At 71.5% G+C, this 15620-nt stretch carries 16 protein-coding genes; 12 read left to right on the top strand and 4 right to left on the bottom strand.

Annotated elements, in window-relative coordinates:
• Nucleotides 1-17: 17 nt before the first annotated feature.
• The 4 genes from RBL05_RS16165 to RBL05_RS16180 all read right to left on the bottom strand — a co-directional run bounded on the left by RBL05_RS16165 (nt 18) and on the right by RBL05_RS16180 (nt 4129).
• The gene (locus RBL05_RS16165; RefSeq protein WP_308738623.1) at nt 18-707 is read right to left on the bottom strand and encodes a response regulator; all 690 of its coding nucleotides are present in this window, start codon (nt 705-707) and stop codon (nt 18-20) included.
• A gap of 61 nt (nt 708-768) precedes the next feature.
• Entirely contained in the window at nt 769-1911 is a 1143-nt protein-coding gene (locus RBL05_RS16170; protein WP_318603909.1) for a sensor histidine kinase, read from the bottom strand.
• A 306-nt stretch (nt 1912-2217) separates the two neighbouring features.
• Nucleotides 2218-2964, bottom strand: coding sequence for an SOS response-associated peptidase (locus tag RBL05_RS16175; protein WP_308738620.1), 747 nt, complete (start codon nt 2962-2964; stop codon nt 2218-2220).
• 1 nt (nt 2965) lies between these two features.
• Nucleotides 2966-4129 carry a YihY/virulence factor BrkB family protein gene (locus RBL05_RS16180; RefSeq protein WP_308738619.1) on the bottom strand — a complete coding sequence of 388 codons (1164 nt, stop codon included), beginning with the start codon at nt 4127-4129 and terminating at the stop codon, nt 2966-2968.
• Nucleotides 4130-4326: 197 nt separating this feature from the next.
• On the opposite strand from RBL05_RS16180, the gene RBL05_RS16185 reads away from it, so the two are divergent.
• From RBL05_RS16185 to RBL05_RS16240, 12 genes are all read left to right on the top strand, one after another.
• Nucleotides 4327-5553, top strand: coding sequence for a CpaF family protein (locus tag RBL05_RS16185; protein ID WP_308738618.1), 1227 nt, complete (start codon nt 4327-4329; stop codon nt 5551-5553).
• Nucleotides 5550-6422, top strand: coding sequence for a type II secretion system F family protein (locus tag RBL05_RS16190; protein WP_308738617.1), 873 nt, complete (start codon nt 5550-5552; stop codon nt 6420-6422). Before RBL05_RS16185 ends, RBL05_RS16190 begins: the two co-directional genes overlap by 4 nt.
• The gene (locus tag RBL05_RS16195) at nt 6419-7357 is read left to right on the top strand and encodes a type II secretion system F family protein (RefSeq protein ID WP_308738616.1); all 939 of its coding nucleotides are present in this window, start codon (nt 6419-6421) and stop codon (nt 7355-7357) included. Before RBL05_RS16190 ends, RBL05_RS16195 begins: the two co-directional genes overlap by 4 nt.
• A 173-nt stretch (nt 7358-7530) precedes the next feature.
• A complete protein-coding gene (locus RBL05_RS16200) occupies nt 7531-7800 on the top strand; it encodes a hypothetical protein (protein WP_308738615.1) in 270 nt (89 codons plus the stop codon).
• A 178-nt stretch (nt 7801-7978) separates the two neighbouring features.
• Complete coding sequence (locus tag RBL05_RS16205) at nt 7979-8323, top strand: TadE/TadG family type IV pilus assembly protein (RefSeq protein WP_308738614.1); 345 nt, start codon at nt 7979-7981, stop codon at nt 8321-8323.
• A complete protein-coding gene (locus RBL05_RS16210) occupies nt 8317-8796 on the top strand; it encodes a TadE/TadG family type IV pilus assembly protein (RefSeq protein WP_308738613.1) in 480 nt (159 codons plus the stop codon). Before RBL05_RS16205 ends, RBL05_RS16210 begins: the two co-directional genes overlap by 7 nt.
• Complete coding sequence (locus RBL05_RS16215) at nt 8793-9332, top strand: pilus assembly protein TadG-related protein (protein WP_308738612.1); 540 nt, start codon at nt 8793-8795, stop codon at nt 9330-9332. Before RBL05_RS16210 ends, RBL05_RS16215 begins: the two co-directional genes overlap by 4 nt.
• 219 nt (nt 9333-9551) lie before the next feature.
• The gene (locus tag RBL05_RS16220; RefSeq protein ID WP_308738611.1) at nt 9552-10703 is read left to right on the top strand and encodes a glycerate kinase; all 1152 of its coding nucleotides are present in this window, start codon (nt 9552-9554) and stop codon (nt 10701-10703) included.
• An 11-nt stretch (nt 10704-10714) separates the two neighbouring features.
• Nucleotides 10715-11829 (top strand): peptide chain release factor 2 gene (prfB, locus tag RBL05_RS16225; RefSeq protein WP_318603910.1). Its coding sequence is split into 2 segments (ribosomal slippage): nt 10715-10742 and nt 10742-11829, totalling 1116 coding nucleotides; the frame shifts between segments, so codons are not numbered across the junction.
• Between the two features lie 441 nt (nt 11830-12270).
• Nucleotides 12271-13332 (top strand): cell division ATP-binding protein FtsE, encoded by a 1062-nt coding sequence (gene ftsE, locus RBL05_RS16230; RefSeq protein WP_308738609.1) that lies wholly within the window; start codon nt 12271-12273, stop codon nt 13330-13332.
• On the top strand, nt 13329-14246 hold the full coding sequence (gene ftsX / locus RBL05_RS16235) for a permease-like cell division protein FtsX (protein ID WP_126988161.1): 918 nt from the start codon (nt 13329-13331) through the stop codon (nt 14244-14246). Before ftsE ends, ftsX begins: the two co-directional genes overlap by 4 nt.
• A 2-nt stretch (nt 14247-14248) precedes the next feature.
• On the top strand, nt 14249-15568 hold the full coding sequence (locus RBL05_RS16240) for a murein hydrolase activator EnvC family protein (protein WP_308738608.1): 1320 nt from the start codon (nt 14249-14251) through the stop codon (nt 15566-15568).
• Nucleotides 15569-15620: the final 52 nt, after the last annotated feature.

The following is a 15620-nucleotide window of genomic DNA, read 5'->3' on the forward strand; positions in this document are numbered from 1 at the left end:
CCGGCGGTGCCTGCGGCTCACTGCTCGCCGGGGGTGACCAGCCCGGTCTCGAAGGCGATGATCACGGCCTGGACCCGGTCGCGGGCGCCGAGCTTGGCGAGGACCCGCCCCACATGGGTCTTCACCGTCGCCTCGGCGACAAACAGCTGCGCGCCGATCTCGCGGTTCGAGCGGCCCCGTCCCATCAGGGTGAGCACCTCGCGCTCGCGCTCGGTGAGGTCCTCGAGCACGGAGGTGTCCTGCTCGGCGGGCTCGGGGGTGGAGACCACCCGCTCCAGGAGCCGACGGGTCGCCGACGGGGCGATCACCGCATCGCCGCGGTGGACCGTGCGGATCGCGCCGAGGAGGTCCTCGGGCTGGGCGTCCTTGAGCAGGAAGCCGCTGGCCCCGGCGCGGATCGCGGCGACCACGTACTCGTCGAGATCGAAGGTGGTCAGCACGATGATCTTCGGGGCCCGCTCGACGGGCAGATGCTCCAGCAGCGTCGAGGTCGCCTCGATCCCGTCCATCCGCGGCATCCGCACGTCCATCAGCACCACGTCGACGCTGCGAGCGGACAGCTCGCGCACGGCCTCGGCGCCGTCGGTGGCCTGCAGCACGACCTCCATGTCGTCCTGGGAGTCGATGACCATGGCGAAGCCGGTGCGCACCAGCGGCTGGTCGTCCACCAGCGCGACGCGCAGGGGACGGTCGGCGGTCTCGGTCATGGGGTCTCTCCTCGAGGGTCGTCGGCCGCGGGGCCGGGGACGTGCCGGGGTCGGTGGTGGTCTAGGGGGAGGCGGGGCCGTCGGCTTCGCCGGGGGTGCCGTGGTCGGCGGGCAGCGGCACGGTCGCCCGCACACGGTAGCCGCGGGAGGGGAGCGGCCCGGCCTGCAGAGTCCCGCCGAGCACGCTGATCCGCTCCCGCATCCCGGTCAGACCGTGGCCGAGTCCGTCGGACGTCGGATCGGTGCCCTGGCCGTCGTCGACGACCTCGATGACGAGGCCCTCGGCGCCTCGGACCAGGCGCACGGAGGCGCTCGCGCCGGGCCCGGCATGCTTGAGCACATTGGTCAGCGCCTCCTGCACCAGGCGGAACACGGACATGCCGACCGACGGGGGGAGCTGGTCGAGGGAGCCCTCGGCCTCGAGGTCGACCTCGAGGCCCGCGGCGCGGACGCGCTCGAGCAGCTCGGGCAGCTGCTCGGGACCAGGCTGCGGGCCGAAGCTGGTCTCGTCCTCCTGGCGCAGCACGCCCAGCAGGGAACGCATGTCGGCGAGCGCGGCGCGGCCGGTCTCGCCGATCGTGCCGAGCACCTCGACGGCCTTCTCCGGCTTCTGGGAGGCGACGAAGCGCCCGCCGTCGGCCTGGGCGATGATGACGGAGAGGGAGTGGGCGACGACGTCGTGCATCTCGCGGGCGATGCGGGCGCGCTCGTCGGCGACGGCGAGCGCGGTGCGCTGCTCCCGCTCGCGCACCGCCTGCTCGGCTCGGTCGCGGGTCAGGGCGAGCTGGCGCACCCGGGCCCGCTGCAGATTCGCGAGCGCCCAGATCGCGACGATCGTGATGGTCCCGATGATCCCCAGGCCGACGAAGGTAATCGCCCCCTGTCCGAGGCTGCCGTACTCGCCGAACGCCGCGACGATCCCGAACCAGGTCGCCTGGACGAGCACCCCGAGCATCCCCGCGGCCACGCCGATCAGGTGCACGGCCGTGCTGCCGTAGGCGACGGCGCAGAACATGGCGTAGAAGGTCATCGCGTCGCCCGCGACGACGGGGATGCCGACCAGCACATGGGAGACGGCGAGCACGCCGATCACGATCACGCCCAGCAGGGGGCGGGTGCGGCAGACCGCCCCCGCGAGCACCATCGGGACCGAGAACAGCATCCACCAGCCCGCACCCCCGGCGCCGGCGCCGAACAGCAGCATGAGGGCGGCGGCCGTGCCGAAGCCGATCAGGTCGACGGTGCCGGGATTCTCGATGATCCATCGGAACGGGTCGCGCGGGCCTCCGCGGGCACCGGAGCGCCCCGGGGGCGCGCAGCGGTCGCCCGGGGGGCGGGCGCGGGCTCCGGGGGCGGGGCGGAGGGAGACGGGCCGGTCATGTCCACGAGCGTACGGGCGGGGCGGTGCCGCGGCGTCAGACCGCAGTCGGACGGAGGGGCCGTGTGCCTGCGGGGCCCGTCACACGTGAGGCTCTCGCGTCCCGGCGGTCCTGGCCCCGAGACGCTGCGGTCACAGCAGGCGCTGCGGCCCTTCGAGCAGCTCGGGGCCGTCGTTGCCGACCTTGCCGACTGCCGGGTCGACCTCGCGCAGGGCCAGCAGAGAGTCCTCCAGCAGATGGGAGTCGTCGTTGATCCAGGCGGCGGCGGCTTCCTTGTGATCCATCGAGGTGTCCAGCCAGGCATCGACCTGGTCGCGCGGGAGCATGACCGGGGTGCGGTCGTGGATCCGGGCGAGGTCACCGGTGGCCTCGCGCGTGATGATGGTGGCGCTCAGGAGGAACGCTCCGTCGTCACTGGCCGCGGGACCCTCGTGGCCACCCGGACCCTTCCACCAGGAGACCAGCGCTGCCATGTAGAGCGGCGAGCCGTCGGCCGGGGCGATGAAGTACGGCTGCTTGCGCTTGCCCTTCTCATCGCGCACCCATTCGTAGTAGCCGTCCATCGGGACGATCGCCCGGTAGCGGGAGAGGCTGCCGCGGAAGCTGGGCTTCTCGCCGAGGGTCTCGCGGCGGGCGTTGAAGGTGCGCGAGGAGAAGGACTCGTCCTTCGCGAAGGGCGGCAGCAGACCCCAGCGGGCGACCCGCAGCGCGCGGAGCACCTCACCGGTCTCCTTGTCGATCGACTCGGTGACCACGTGGATCGGGGCGGTCGGCGGGATGTTCCAGCGCGAGCGCAGGCGCGGGTCCTCGAGGTCCACGGCCCCCAGATCGTCCAGCAGCGGATCGATCTCCTGGAAGAAGGCGAAGCGCCCGCACATCTCAGGAGTCCTTCTCGGAGGGCTTCCCGTCGGCCTCCGACTCGCCGTCGACGACGGGCACGCCGTGGCGCGGGGTGAGGCGGGCGTCCTCGCCGGTGTAGGCGTCGGAGTCGTGGTGGAGGTTGCGAAGGCGGATGTCGCGGCCCTCGTCGACGATCGCCTCGCGCTTCTCCTCGGCCTTCTCCGCGCCGGCGCTCTCCCGCATGGGCAGGGCCAGGGAGTCCTCGGCGGGCTTGCCGGCCTCGAGCTCGCGGGCGCGCTCGTACTCGGCGTCGACCTCGGCGCCGAGGATGATCACGATGTTGATGATCCACAGCGCGAAGAGCACGGCCATGATGCCGCCGATCGCGCCGTAGCTGGAGTAGCCGGCGACGGTGCCCATGTAGATCGACAGCGCGACCGCCGCGACCGCGATGCCGACGATCGCGAAGACGCCGCCGGGGGAGATGAAGCGGAAGGGCTTGTCGATGTTCGGCGCGCCCCAGTACAGCAGCGAGATCAGCGCGAAGGCGATCACGAGGATCACGGGCCACTTCACCCAGGCCCAGATCGGCAGGAAGGAGTCCAGCAGGAAGGTGAGCACGCCCTGGGCCCCGATGCTCGAGGCGATCGGGCCCAGCAGCCCCTCGACGAGGGACGCGTTCAGCAGCACCGAGATCATCACCAGCAGGATCCCGAGGATCATCGCGAGGGTCAGCAGCAGCATCGTGCCGTTCATGCGGATGGGGCCGCGGCCCTCGGGGACCTCGTAGATCTGGTTCGCGACCCGTCCGTAGGCCTTCACATAGGCCGACGCCGACCACAGGGCCGTGCCGATACCGATGATCAGGGCGATCGTGCCGCCGGTCGCGGAGCCGAGGAGGGAGTTCACGGTCGATTCGATCGCATCCTCCGCCCCGAGCTCGCTGCCGCCCGCCGCCTGATTGACGAGGTCCACCAGCAGTCCCGCGATCTGGTCCTTGATCCCCGCCAGCAGCAGGGTCGCCAGCGAGAACAGCGCCAGCAGCGTCGGCGCGATGGAGAGGACCATGAAGTAGGTGAGCTTCGCGGCCTGATCGGTGCCGCCGTCGCGCGTGAACTCGGAGATCACGCGCTTGGCCATGTACTTCAGGGTGGGGCGGGACAGCTTCGGGGCATCCTCGCCCGTGCTGGTGGTCTCGGCCATGGGAAGCTCCTGCGTGAGAGTCGGCTCGTGGACTGCTGTCATCCTGCCATGGGAGCGGGCGGGGAGAGTTGTCCACATTCCCTGGATTGGCGCGGCGAGCCGGGTGATTTCCCCTTAGAGTGACACGCGTGTCGCGACCTGCGTCACATCGCCGCGCGGTGGAGGGACCGGGCGGTAGGGCTGGGGGAGGGAGGACGATGGACGCCGCCACCATCATCGAGGCCGAGTCGCGGGAGCTGATCAGGCGCCGCGGCCTGGACGTGCACGCCGATCAGCTGGAGCCGCTGATCCGGGAGGTCGTCGCCGACTACGACCGTCGTTCGTCCTCGGGCGAGGTGCCCGTGCTGCATGACGACGACACCATGGTCGCGCAGGTCGCTGCGAGGATCGGCGGCTTCGGCCCGCTGCAGGAGATGCTGGATGACCCGGGCGTGGAGGAGATCTGGCTGAACTCGCCCTCCCAGGTGTTCGTCGCGAGGAACGGGCGCAGCGAGCTGACCACCATCGTGCTGACCGACGACGAGGTCCGCGGGATCGTCGAGCGGATGCTCGTCTCCAGCGGCCGCCGCCTGGACATGTCCAGCCCTTTCGTCGACGCGCTGCTGCCGGACGGGTCGCGCCTGCACGTCGTCATCCCCTCGGTGACCCGCACGCACTGGGCGATCAACATCCGCAAGTTCGTCGCCCGCGCCCACGACCTGCAGGGCATGGTCGCCCTCGGCTCCCTCAGCCAGCAGGCCGCGGACTTCCTCGATGCCGCGATCGCCTCCGGGCTGAACGTCATCACGAGCGGCGCGACCGGGGCGGGGAAGACGACCTTCCTGCGCTGCCTGGCCCAGTCGATGGGAGCCCGGGAGCGTGTGGTGACGATCGAGGAGGTCTTCGAACTGAACCTCGCCCTGCGGGACGTGGTCGCGATGCAGACCCGCCAGGCGAACCTCGAGGGGACCGGCGAGATCTCGATGCGCCGCCTCGTGAAGGAGGCTCTGCGCATGAGGCCCAGCCGCATCATCGTCGGCGAGGTGCGCGAGGCCGAGTCGCTCGACATGCTGATCGCCCTGAACAGCGGATTGCCCGGCCTCGCTTCGATCCATGCCAACTCTGCGCGGGACGCCGTCACCAAGCTCTGCACGCTGCCGCTGCTGGCTGGGGAGAACGTCTCCAGCCGCTTCGTCGTCCCCACCGTCGCCAGCGCCATCGACCTCGTCGTCCACCTCGACATCCTCGCCGAGGGGCGACGGCGCGTGCGCGAGATCGTCGGCCTCAGCGGACGGGTCGAGGAGGAGGTCATCGAGGTGACCGACGTCTTCTCGCTGCGCGGGGACCGGCTGGTCCGCGGCGACGGTCATCCTCCGCACGCCGAGCGCTTCGCCCGTGCGGGTCACGATCTTGCCGAGCTGCTCGGAGGGAGGAGCGCGGCATGACGGACGGAGCGTTCCTCGGCCTCGTCGCCGGGCTCGGACTGCTGTCGATCTGGTGGTCGCTGTGGGAGCAGGAGGGAGCCGTCCCGCGCCCCGGCAGAATCTCTCGAGGGATGGACCGTCTGCGCGACGACCTCATCAAGGTGGGGCTGGACTCGGTGCCTCCTGCTGCCGTGCCGGCTCTCAGCGCCGGGCTGGGGCTCGTTGTCGCCGCCGCGCTGTGGGCGATATCCAGTGCGCTCGTCCCGGCGCTGACGATCGGGCTGCTGTGCTCGGTACTGCCGGTGCTCGTGCTGCGCTCGGCGGCGCGGCGGCGCACCACCGCGATGCGGGAGGTGTGGCCCGAGGCGGTCGACCACATCAACTCCGCCATCCGTGCCGGACTCTCGCTGCCTGAGGCGCTCGTGCAGCTGAGCCGGAAGGGACCCGAGGAGCTGCGGCCCGCGTTCTCCGAGTTCGCCCTGGACTACCAGGCCAGCGGAGATTTCGCCGCCTGCCTCGACCGGCTCAAGGTGCGCCTCGCCGATCCCGTCGGCGACCGGATCGTGGAGGCGCTGCGGATCACCCGTGACGTCGGCGGCACGGATCTCGGGTCGCTCCTGCGCACCCTCTCGGCGTTCCTGCGGGAGGACTCCCGCACCCGCGCCGAGCTCGAGGCCCGCCAGTCCTGGACCGTGAACGCCGCCCGACTCGCGCTCTTCGCGCCGTGGATCGTGCTGGCGCTGATGTCGACCCGTCCCGAGGCGGCGCAGGCCTACGACTCCGCGGCCGGGATGGTCCTGGTGGTGGTCGGCGGGGTGGTCTCGCTGATCGCCTACCGGGTGATGCTGATGATCGCGCAGCTGCCGCAGGACGAGAGGGTGCTGCGATGAGCATGTCCCTGCTCGCCGGGATCCTGCTGGGCCTCATGCTCGGCACCGGCCTCTACCTGCTCGCCACGCAGCTTCCCTGGCTGCGCACGCGGGACCTCGGCCGGCGAGTCGACCCGTACCTGCGCCGCTCGCGGACTTCCTCCCTGTTCGCGGCGCCGACCAGCAGGAGCCGGGCCCGCATCGTCGTGGAGAACCTCTTCGGCCCGGTCGCGACGCGCGGACTGGGACTGCTCGAACGGCTCACCGGCGGCGCAGAGCAGCTCGAGCGGCGCCTGCGCCTGGCGGGCCGACGCACCTCCACCGACTCCTTCCGCATCGAGCAGGTCGTCTTCGGGGCCGTCGGCCTCGTGCTCGGGATCGTCCTCGCCGTCGCCGCGATCGTGCTGCGGGACGCGAGCGCGGTATTGGGGCTGTTCATCGTCGCTCTCGGCGCGCTGCTGGGCGTGCTGCTGCGCGACTACCTGCTGGGAGTCGAGATCAAGCGCCGCGCCTCCCGCATGGCGCGCGAGTTCCCGACGGTCGCTGACCTGCTCGCCCTCGCCGTCGCCGCGGGCGAGAGCCCGATCGCCGCGATGGAGCGCGTCGCCCGGACCTCGACGGGCGCGCTGCCCGACGAGTTCGCCGCGACGATCGCCGACATCCGCTCCGGCTCGAGCGTCTCGCAGGCCCTCGCCTCGCTCGGAGCGCGCACCCCGCTGGAGTCCCTCAGCCGGTTCGGCGAGGGCGTCTCGATCGCGATCGAGCGGGGCACACCGCTCGCCGAGGTGCTCCGCGCCCAGGCGCAGGACGCCCGCGAGAACGCCAAGCGCGACCTCATGGAGATGGCCGGACAGCGGGAGATCGCGATGCTCGTCCCGGTGGTGTTCTTCGTGCTGCCGCTGGTGATCCTCTTCGCGATCTTCCCCGGCCTCGCAGTGCTGGAGATCTCCCTGTGAGCGCCCTCCAGGCTCGTCCCCGGATGAGGCCCCGGCCTCGATCCCGCTCTCGATGATCGTCCTGATCCCGCCCCCGACCGGGGTCGCCCTGTCCTTCGTCCCTCGATCCCCCGACCGCTCCGATCCGCACCCGCCCGGGACCTGTCCCGGACCCGTCCGCCGAGGAGGCCGACATGACCGTCCACCGCACCCGACTCCACACCCGCACCCGACCGCGTCACCACCGCTTTGAGCCCGGCACGACGGGCCCCGCCTCGCAGCGCGCCGGTCTCCGCAGCCGTCTCCTGGCGCGGCTGGCCTCCGACCAGGGCGACGTCCCCGGCTGGGTGCTGATCACGCTCATGACCGCCGGGATCGTCGTAGCTCTCTGGGCCGTCGCCTCCGACCAGATCGTGCAGATCTTCGAGAACGCGATGGCGCCCTTCCTCGGCGGCAGCCTCTGACCACGTCCATTCACCGCGAACCGTCCTGCTGATGCGCCGCCCGGCCCCGCCCCGTCCCTGCGCCCCCGCACCCGCGGCGGTGAAGGCGATCGACCTGCCCTGCCGCGATCGGCCGAGGCGTCGGCGCGGACGGGAACGGCATCTTGCGGCGCGGCTGCGGGAGGACGACGGGGCGGCCGTGGCCGAGTTCCCGATGGTCGCGGTGCTGATAGTGATGATCGCGCTGCTCGTCATCCAGGCAGCGCTGATCGTCCACACCCGCAACACCCTCGTCGACGCCGCCGTGCAGGGAGCGCACCATGCCGCGCTCGCCGGATCGACCCCTCAGGACGGCGCCCACCGGGCGCAGCAGCTCGTCGACGAGCGCTTCGGGCGAGGGCTCGAGGCCGAGGCCACCGCCGTGCAGGAGGACGACGGGACCATCCGTGTGCAGGTCGACGCGACGCTCCCGCTCGTGGGGCTGATCGGTCCCGCCGGCGCGCTGAGCGTCGAGGGCAGGGCCGTGGACGAGGAGGCATGGTGAGAGGACTCCGTCGCCTCCTGCTTCCCGCCGCTCCGGACGGGCTCCGACACCGGCTCGAGGACGAGAGGGGCAATGCCCTGGTCGAGTTCGTGGTGCTGGCCGCGGCGCTGCTGATCCCGACCCTCTACCTCGTGCTCACCCTCGGCAACGTGCAGGCCGCAGCCTTCGCCGCCGATACGATCGCCCGCGACGCCGCGCGCATCCACGCGACCGAGCCCGACCCCGATCGCGCCGCCGCCCGCGCCTCCCGCCACATGGAGCTGGTCCTCGGGGACCACGGCCTCCCGCCGGGTGACGTCGTCGAGCTCAGCTGCAGCGAGGACCCCTGCGCGACCGCGGGAGGAGTCGTCACCGCACGGGTGCGGATCGCCGTCCCCGTGCCGGGGCTGGGACCGATCCTCGGGGAGACCGGCCCCGTCGCGGTGGGCGCCTCTCACGCGGTGCCCGTCGACCAGTACCGGGCGGACCTGTGAGACCGGGCACTGCACAGGAGCGGCGCCGCCGCCCCTTCCTGCTCCGCGCGGTCGCCACCCCGCTCGCCGCGGGTGTCGGTCGGCCGGTCGCGAACCTGCGGGAGCGGTGGGCGGACGCGCGCGGCTCGGTGACGATCCTGACCACCGGGGTGCTCGTCGTGATCCTCATGGTGATCGCCGTCGGCACGTCGATCACCGGGGTGCAGCTGGAGCGCAACGGCCTCCAGCACGCCGCCGACAGCGCCGCCCTCGCCGCCTCCCAGGCCGTGGACCCCGCCCGGATCTACTCCGACGGGGACGGCCCCGCGATCCACACCGGCTCCGCCCGCGACGCCGCCGAGGAGAACCTGCGCACCTATCCCTACGACACCACCAGCACCGAGGACATCCACATCCAGGAGGTCACGGTCGACGCCGACGGCACCGCCCACGTGGTCCTCGCCGCCCGCACTAATCCGCCGCTGGTCGGGTGGTTCACCCGCGGCACCGGCACCTCGATCCCGCTGACCGTGCTGGGTGAGGCCCGGGCGCGGTGAGCCGCCTCCGTCCGGTTCGTGCCGGCCTCTCGACCGTGCCGCCGGTCCGGCCATGCCGTCGGCTCGCCCAGGTCATCGGGAGTCCGAGTCGCGGGCAGGGGAGCAGCAACCACTTCACGTCCGTAGGATCCGAGCCAGCGCCATGACGTCCGCCACCGCTGCACGAGCCTTCGCCATGTCCCACCCGCCGCTCACTGTCGAGCAGATCGCGAGCACCGCATGACCCGCCTCCTCCTCGCCCCCGACAAGTTCAAGGGCTCCCTCACCGCCGCCGAGGTCGTCACCGCCCTCACCCGCGGGATCGCCGCCACCGCCCCGGACGCCGAGATCACCGCCTGCCCGATCGCCGACGGCGGCGACGGCACGGTCGACGCGGCCCTCGCCGCCGGAGCGACCGCGCAGCGCGCGACCATCACCGGCCCCACCGGAACACCGCGCGAGACGGTCTGGGCGCTCGAGGGCACCACCGCCGTGCTCGAGCTCGCCGACGCCGTCGGCCTGAAGGCACTGCCCGGCGAGGAGCTCGCCCCGCGCGACGCCTCCTCCCGCGGGCTCGGCGAGCTGATCCTCGCCGCCGTCCGCGCCGGAGCCCGCGAGATCGTCGTCGGCCTCGGCGGCAGCGCCTCCACCGACGCCGGCGCCGGACTCCTGCAGGCCCTCGGTGCGCGCCTGCTCACCGCCGACGGCGAGGACATCGCCCCCGGTCTCACAGGGCTGGAGACCCTGGCGAGCGTCGACCTCGGCCCGGCTCTCGCCGCGCTCGAGGGTGCGTCGCTGATCGCTGCGAACGACGTCGCGAACCCCCTGCTCGGCGCCGACGGGGCGGCCGCCGTCTACGGACCGCAGAAGGGACTCGGACCGGAGGCCGTGACCGCCGCCGATCGCACCCTCGCCGCCGCCGCGGCGCTGCTGGACCCGAGCGGCGAGGCGGCTCGCGCCGAAGGCGCCGGGGCCGCCGGCGGCGTCGGCTTCGCCCTGCTGCTGCTCGGGGCGATCCAGCGCTCCGGCGCCGACGTCGTCCTCGAGCTCGCCGGCTTCGACGCCCGTCTCGAGACCGCCGACCTCGTGGTGACGGGGGAGGGGAAGCTCGACGCCCAGACCCTCCAGGGCAAGGGCCCGGCCGAGGTCGCCCGCCGCGCGGCCGCGGCCGGTCTGCCCGTCCTCGCCGTCGCCGGCGCCGTCACCCTCGACGCGGAGGAACTCGCCTCCGCCGGGATCGAGGAGGCCTTCGACCTCGTCTCCCGCGCCGCCGACGTGCCCGACGCGATCGCGCGCGGCGAGGCGCTGCTGGAGGAGGTGGGCCGTGAGATGGGACGCGCCCTGCCCGCTCTCCTCGGCGACTCCCGGGCCGCATCGAGCCCTCTGCCGTAGACTCCCCGATCGTGGCTTCCATCGACTTCTCCGAAGAGATCCCCGGCTCCGCTCGACCCTGTCCTCGATCGAGCAGGTGACGGACGTCGACGCCCTCGACAAGAAGATCGCGGACCTGGAGAAGCAGGCCTCCGCCCAGGACCTCTGGGACGACGTCGAGAACGCCCAGAAGGTCTCCTCCGCGCTCTCCCACGCCCAGTCCGAGCGGCGCCGCATCTCCGACCTCGCCTCCCGCATCGAGGACCTCGAAGTGATGGTCGAGCTCGCCGCCGAGGAGGACGACCCCGACACCCTCGCCGAGGCCGAGGCCGAGGTGACCAGCATCCACAAGACCCTCGATGAGCTCGAGGTGCGCACGCTGCTGTCGGGCGAGTACGACGAGCGCGACGCCGTGATCACCATCCGCGCGGGCGCCGGCGGCGTGGACGCCGCGGACTTCGCCGAGATGCTCATGCGCATGTACCTGCGCTGGGCCGAGAACAACGGCTACTCCACCAAGGTCATGGACACCTCCTACGCCGAGGAGGCGGGGCTGAAGTCGGTGACCTTCGAGGTCGCCGGCCCCTTCGCCTACGGAACCCTCTCCGTCGAGGGCGGCACCCACCGCCTGGTGCGCATCAGCCCCTTCGACAACCAGGGCCGCCGCCAGACCTCCTTCGCCGCGGTCGAGGTGATCCCGCTGATCGAGTCGACCGACCACATCGAGATCCCCGAGAACGACCTGAAGATCGACGTGTTCCGCTCCTCCGGTCCGGGCGGCCAGTCGGTGAACACCACCGACTCGGCGGTGCGCATGACCCACCTGCCCACCGGCACCGTCGTGTCGATGCAGGACGAGAAGTCCCAGATCCAGAACCGCGCCGCGGCGCTGCGCGTCATGCAGTCGCGCCTGCTGCTGCTGAAGAAGGCAGAGGAGGCCGCCGAGCGCAAGGAGCTCGCCGGCGACGTCAAGGCGTCCTGGGGCGACCAGATGCGCTCCTACGTGCTGAACCCGTACCAGATGGTGAAGGACCTGCGCACCGAGTACCAGGAGGGCAACCCCTCCTCGGTGTTCGACGGCGAGATCAGCGGCTTCATCGACGCGGGCATCCGCTGGCGCGCCGAGCAGGGCAAGAAACAGGACTGATCGACGTACTGGCGAGGGACGAGCCGGTAGGAGATCGGTCGAGACGGCGCAGGACTGATCGACGTACTGGCGAGGGACGAGCCGGTAGGAGATCGGTCGAGACGGCGCAGGACTGATCGACGTACTGGCGAGGGACGAGCCGGTAGGAGATCGGTCGAGACGGCGCAGGACTGATCGACGTACTGGCGAGGGACGAGCCGGTAGGAGATCGGTCGAGACGGCGCAGGACTGATCGACGTACTGGCGAGGGACGAGCCGGTAGGAGATCGGTCGAAAAGGCGCAGGACTGACTCCGCTGCCGTGCGGCCGGCCCCTGGTGACCGGTCCCACCCCGGGTTTGACCAGGTTTTGACCTGACCCCTGTCCACAGCGCCGTGGAAACACGACCGCGCGCCCCTACGCTGGGAGCGCCAGACTTTCCCCCTGATGTGACAGGCAGCAGTGATCCGTTTCGACGACGTCACCAAGACGTACATGCGTGGCCAGCACCCCGCGGTGGAGAACCTCGACATCGAGTTCACCCGCGGGGAGTTCGTGTTCCTGGTCGGCGCCTCCGGCTCGGGCAAGTCGACCCTGATGAGGATGGTGCTCAAGGAGGTCGCCCCCACCCGCGGCACCGTCTACGTCGCCGGCAAGGACCTCTCCCGGATCCCGTCCTGGAAGGTGCCGGCGCTGCGCCGCGACATCGGCATGGTGTTCCAGGATTTCCGGCTGCTGCCCTCGAAGACCGCCTACCAGAACATCGAGTTCGCGCTCGCGGTGATCGGCACGCCCCGCAAGGTGGTGCGCCGTCTGGTCCCCGAGATGCTCGAGATGGTGGGCCTGGAGGACAAGGGCAAGCGGCTCCCGCACGAGCTCTCCGGCGGTGAGCAGCAGCGCGTCGCGATCGCGCGCGCCTACGTCAACCGCCCCTCGATCCTGTTGGCCGACGAGCCCACCGGCAACCTCGACCCCGCCACCGCCGAAGGCATCCTGGATCTGCTCGCCGAGATCAACGAGCGAGGCACCACCGTCGTGATGGCCACCCATGACCGCGCCGCCGTGGACCGGATGCGCCGCCGCGTCGTGGAGATGGTCGGCGGCAAGGTGGTGCGCGACGAGGAGCAGGGCGGCTACGAGACCCCCGCCCCGGTCAGCGAGATCTCCGGGAACCTGCCCGACGACTCCACCCACCGCGAGGAGCACCCCCTGGACGACGAGGAGCTCGTCGCCGACTGGGACGGGGCGCCCGAGCCGGCCGCCGCCGAGCGCGAGGGCGCCGAGGAGCACGTCGGTCCCGCCGGGGCAGACCGCTCCGGCGAGGCCGACGGGCCCGTTCGGGCCGACGCCGGCACCGATCCGTCCGGCACCGACGCGTCGGACGCCGACCCGTCGGCCGAGGACCGCACGGTCCCGCGGGACGTGCTGGAGGAGGACCTGATCGACGAGCGGGAGGCCCGCCGGGTGCGCGAGTCCGAGGACTTCACCGGCGACTTCGACCAGGACCAGGAGGAGCTGCGATGAGGGCCCGCTACATCCTCGGCGAGATCCTCACCGGCCTGTGGCGGAACATCGCCATGGTCATCTCCGTCGTGATCGTCACCGCCGTGTCGCTGACCTTCGTGGGCACCGGCGTGCTGATGCAGAAGCAGATCATGGACATGAAGTCCACCCTGGTCGAGCAGTCCCAGGTGACGATCTTCCTGTGCTCCCCGCACTCGACGGCGTCCTCCTGCGCCGGCGGCGCCGCGACCGACGCCCAGATCGACTCGGTCCGCGAGGCGCTCGAGGGCGAGGTCCTCTCCCCGTACATCGCCTCCGTCGAGGAGCGCGACCAGGAGGAGGCGCTCGCGATCTACCAGGAGCAGTTCGCCGGCGAGTCCTTCGTCTCGAACTTCACCGCCGAGGACATGCCGGTCTCCTTCCACATCACCCTCAGCGACGCCGACGACTCCGCCGCCGTGGTCGAGTTCTTCCAGGGCCGCGACGGCGTGGACGAGGTCACGGACCTGCTGAGCACCTTCGCCCCCTTCATCGACGTGCTGAACCAGTCCACGCTCTTCGCGCTCGGGCTTGCGGTGCTGATGCTGGTGGCCGCGGTGCTGCTGGTCGCCACCACGATCCGCATGTCGGTCGCGGGCCGGCGCCGCGAGATCGCGATCATGCGCCTGGTGGGCGCCTCGAACCTCTTCATCCGTCTGCCCTTCCTGCTCGAGGGGGCGGTCGCCGCGATCATCGGCGGCCTGATCGCCTCGGGGATGCTGTGGCTGGGCCTGCACCATCTCGTCCAGGGCTGGCTCGCACCGACCCTCGGCGAGCAGCTGATCACGGTCTCCACCGCGGACCTCGTCTGGGCCGCGCCCCTGCTGGTCGTGCTCGGCGCCGTGCTGTCGATCGCCTCGTCGGTGGTCTCCCTCAACCGTTACCTGAAGGTGTGAGCATGTCCTCCAGAAGTCTGCGCCGCCCCCTGAGCCTCCTCGCCGCCGCCGCGATCCTGGCCGCGGGCATGCTCACCGGTCCTCTCTCCCCGGCCTCCGCCGAGGGCAGCAAGGACGACAAGATCGCCGAGCGCGCGGAGGTCGACCAGCAGCTCGAGGACCTCCGCATCGAGCTGAACGACGTCAACGACGATCTCGCCGACACCTATCTCGCGCTCGCGGAGACCGAGCTGCTGATCCCGCAGGCCCAGCAGGACCTCGAGGACGCGCGGGTCGCGCTCGGCGAGGCGCAGGAGGAGGACCGGAAGGTCGGCGAGCGCCTCACCGAGGCCGAGGAGGAGGAGCGTCGCCTCTCGGGCGAGGTCGAGACCGGCCAGGAGGAGGTCGACCGCAGCGACGACGAGCTCGCCACGGTCGCGCTGTCCGCATACAAGGGCGGCGGGATGCCCAGCCCCTCGTCGGTGTACGTCGGCAACAGCTCCCCGCAGGACGCGGTGGACCGCTCGATGAACTACCGCCTCACGATGGCTTCCCAGGGCACCCGCCTGGACACGCTGCGCACGGACCAGTCCGTCACCGAGAACTCCGCCGAGCGCCTGTCGGCCGTGCGCGAGGAGATCAAGCAGCTCAAGATCGATGCAGAGGAGGCGCTCGAGCGCACCCGTGTCGCCGAGGAGGAGGCGACCGAGGCGAAGAACGAGCTCGACGCGCTGTACGAGACGCAGAAGACCCAGCGCGACGACCTCGAGGCGAAGAAGACGAAGTACGAGGGCGACCAGAAGTCCCTCGAGACCCGCAGCAGCACCCTCGACGACGAGATCGAGGAGCTCGCCAAGCAGGAGCGCGAGCGCGAGGAGAAGCTGAAGGTCCAGCAGCAGCAGAAGAGCAGCGGCGGAAGCGCCCCGGTGGCCGGCTCCGCGAACACCGGCGGCGGCTGGGTCTACCCCGTCAACGCACGGCTGAACTCGAACTTCGGCTGGCGCGTGCACCCCATATACGGCACGAAGAAGCTGCACGCCGGGGTGGACTTCCCCGTCGCCTGCGGCGTGCCCGTCGGCGCCGCGCACTCAGGTCGCGTCATCGCCCGCACCCACAACAGCGGCGCGGGCAACAAGCTCATCGTCAGCCACGGCATCATGAACGGTCGCCTGGTCACGACCTCCTACCACCACCTGCAGGGCTTCGCGAAGCCGGTCGGGGCGCAGGTCTCGGCGGGGGAGACCGTCGGCTACGTGGGCACCACCGGCTCCTCGACCGGCTGCCACCTCCACTTCGAGACCCATGAGGACGGCAACGCGGTCAACCCCGCGAAGTTCCTCTGACCGCCGCCCTGCCGGGCCGTCCGGGAGTGCGCCCGCGGAGAAACCGGTCGCG

The sequence above is a fragment of the Brachybacterium sp. GU-2 genome (genome assembly GCF_030866705.2).
Taxonomy (GTDB): Bacteria; Actinomycetota; Actinomycetes; order Actinomycetales; family Dermabacteraceae; genus Brachybacterium; species Brachybacterium conglomeratum.

What these genes read in the sequence shown, in the direction of transcription:
- RBL05_RS16195 (WP_308738616.1), top strand. Translation starts at nt 6,419, where the DNA reads ATGAGCATGTCCCTGCTCGCCGGGATCCTGCTGGGCCTCATGCTCGGC.
- ftsX (WP_126988161.1), top strand. Translation starts at nt 13,329, where the DNA reads ATGAGGGCCCGCTACATCCTCGGCGAGATCCTCACCGGCCTGTGGCGG.
- RBL05_RS16200 (WP_308738615.1), top strand. Translation starts at nt 7,531, where the DNA reads ATGACCGTCCACCGCACCCGACTCCACACCCGCACCCGACCGCGTCAC.
- RBL05_RS16190 (WP_308738617.1), top strand. Translation starts at nt 5,550, where the DNA reads ATGACGGACGGAGCGTTCCTCGGCCTCGTCGCCGGGCTCGGACTGCTG.
- RBL05_RS16175 (WP_308738620.1), bottom strand. Translation starts at nt 2,964, where the DNA reads ATGTGCGGGCGCTTCGCCTTCTTCCAGGAGATCGATCCGCTGCTGGAC.
- RBL05_RS16165 (WP_308738623.1), bottom strand. Translation starts at nt 707, where the DNA reads ATGACCGAGACCGCCGACCGTCCCCTGCGCGTCGCGCTGGTGGACGAC.
- RBL05_RS16170 (WP_318603909.1), bottom strand. Translation starts at nt 1,911, where the DNA reads ATGCTGCTGTTCGGCGCCGGCGCCGGGGGTGCGGGCTGGTGGATGCTG.
- RBL05_RS16180 (WP_308738619.1), bottom strand. Translation starts at nt 4,129, where the DNA reads ATGGCCGAGACCACCAGCACGGGCGAGGATGCCCCGAAGCTGTCCCGC.
- RBL05_RS16185 (WP_308738618.1), top strand. Translation starts at nt 4,327, where the DNA reads ATGGACGCCGCCACCATCATCGAGGCCGAGTCGCGGGAGCTGATCAGG.
- RBL05_RS16210 (WP_308738613.1), top strand. Translation starts at nt 8,317, where the DNA reads ATGGTGAGAGGACTCCGTCGCCTCCTGCTTCCCGCCGCTCCGGACGGG.
- RBL05_RS16220 (WP_308738611.1), top strand. Translation starts at nt 9,552, where the DNA reads ATGACCCGCCTCCTCCTCGCCCCCGACAAGTTCAAGGGCTCCCTCACC.
- RBL05_RS16240 (WP_308738608.1), top strand. Translation starts at nt 14,249, where the DNA reads ATGTCCTCCAGAAGTCTGCGCCGCCCCCTGAGCCTCCTCGCCGCCGCC.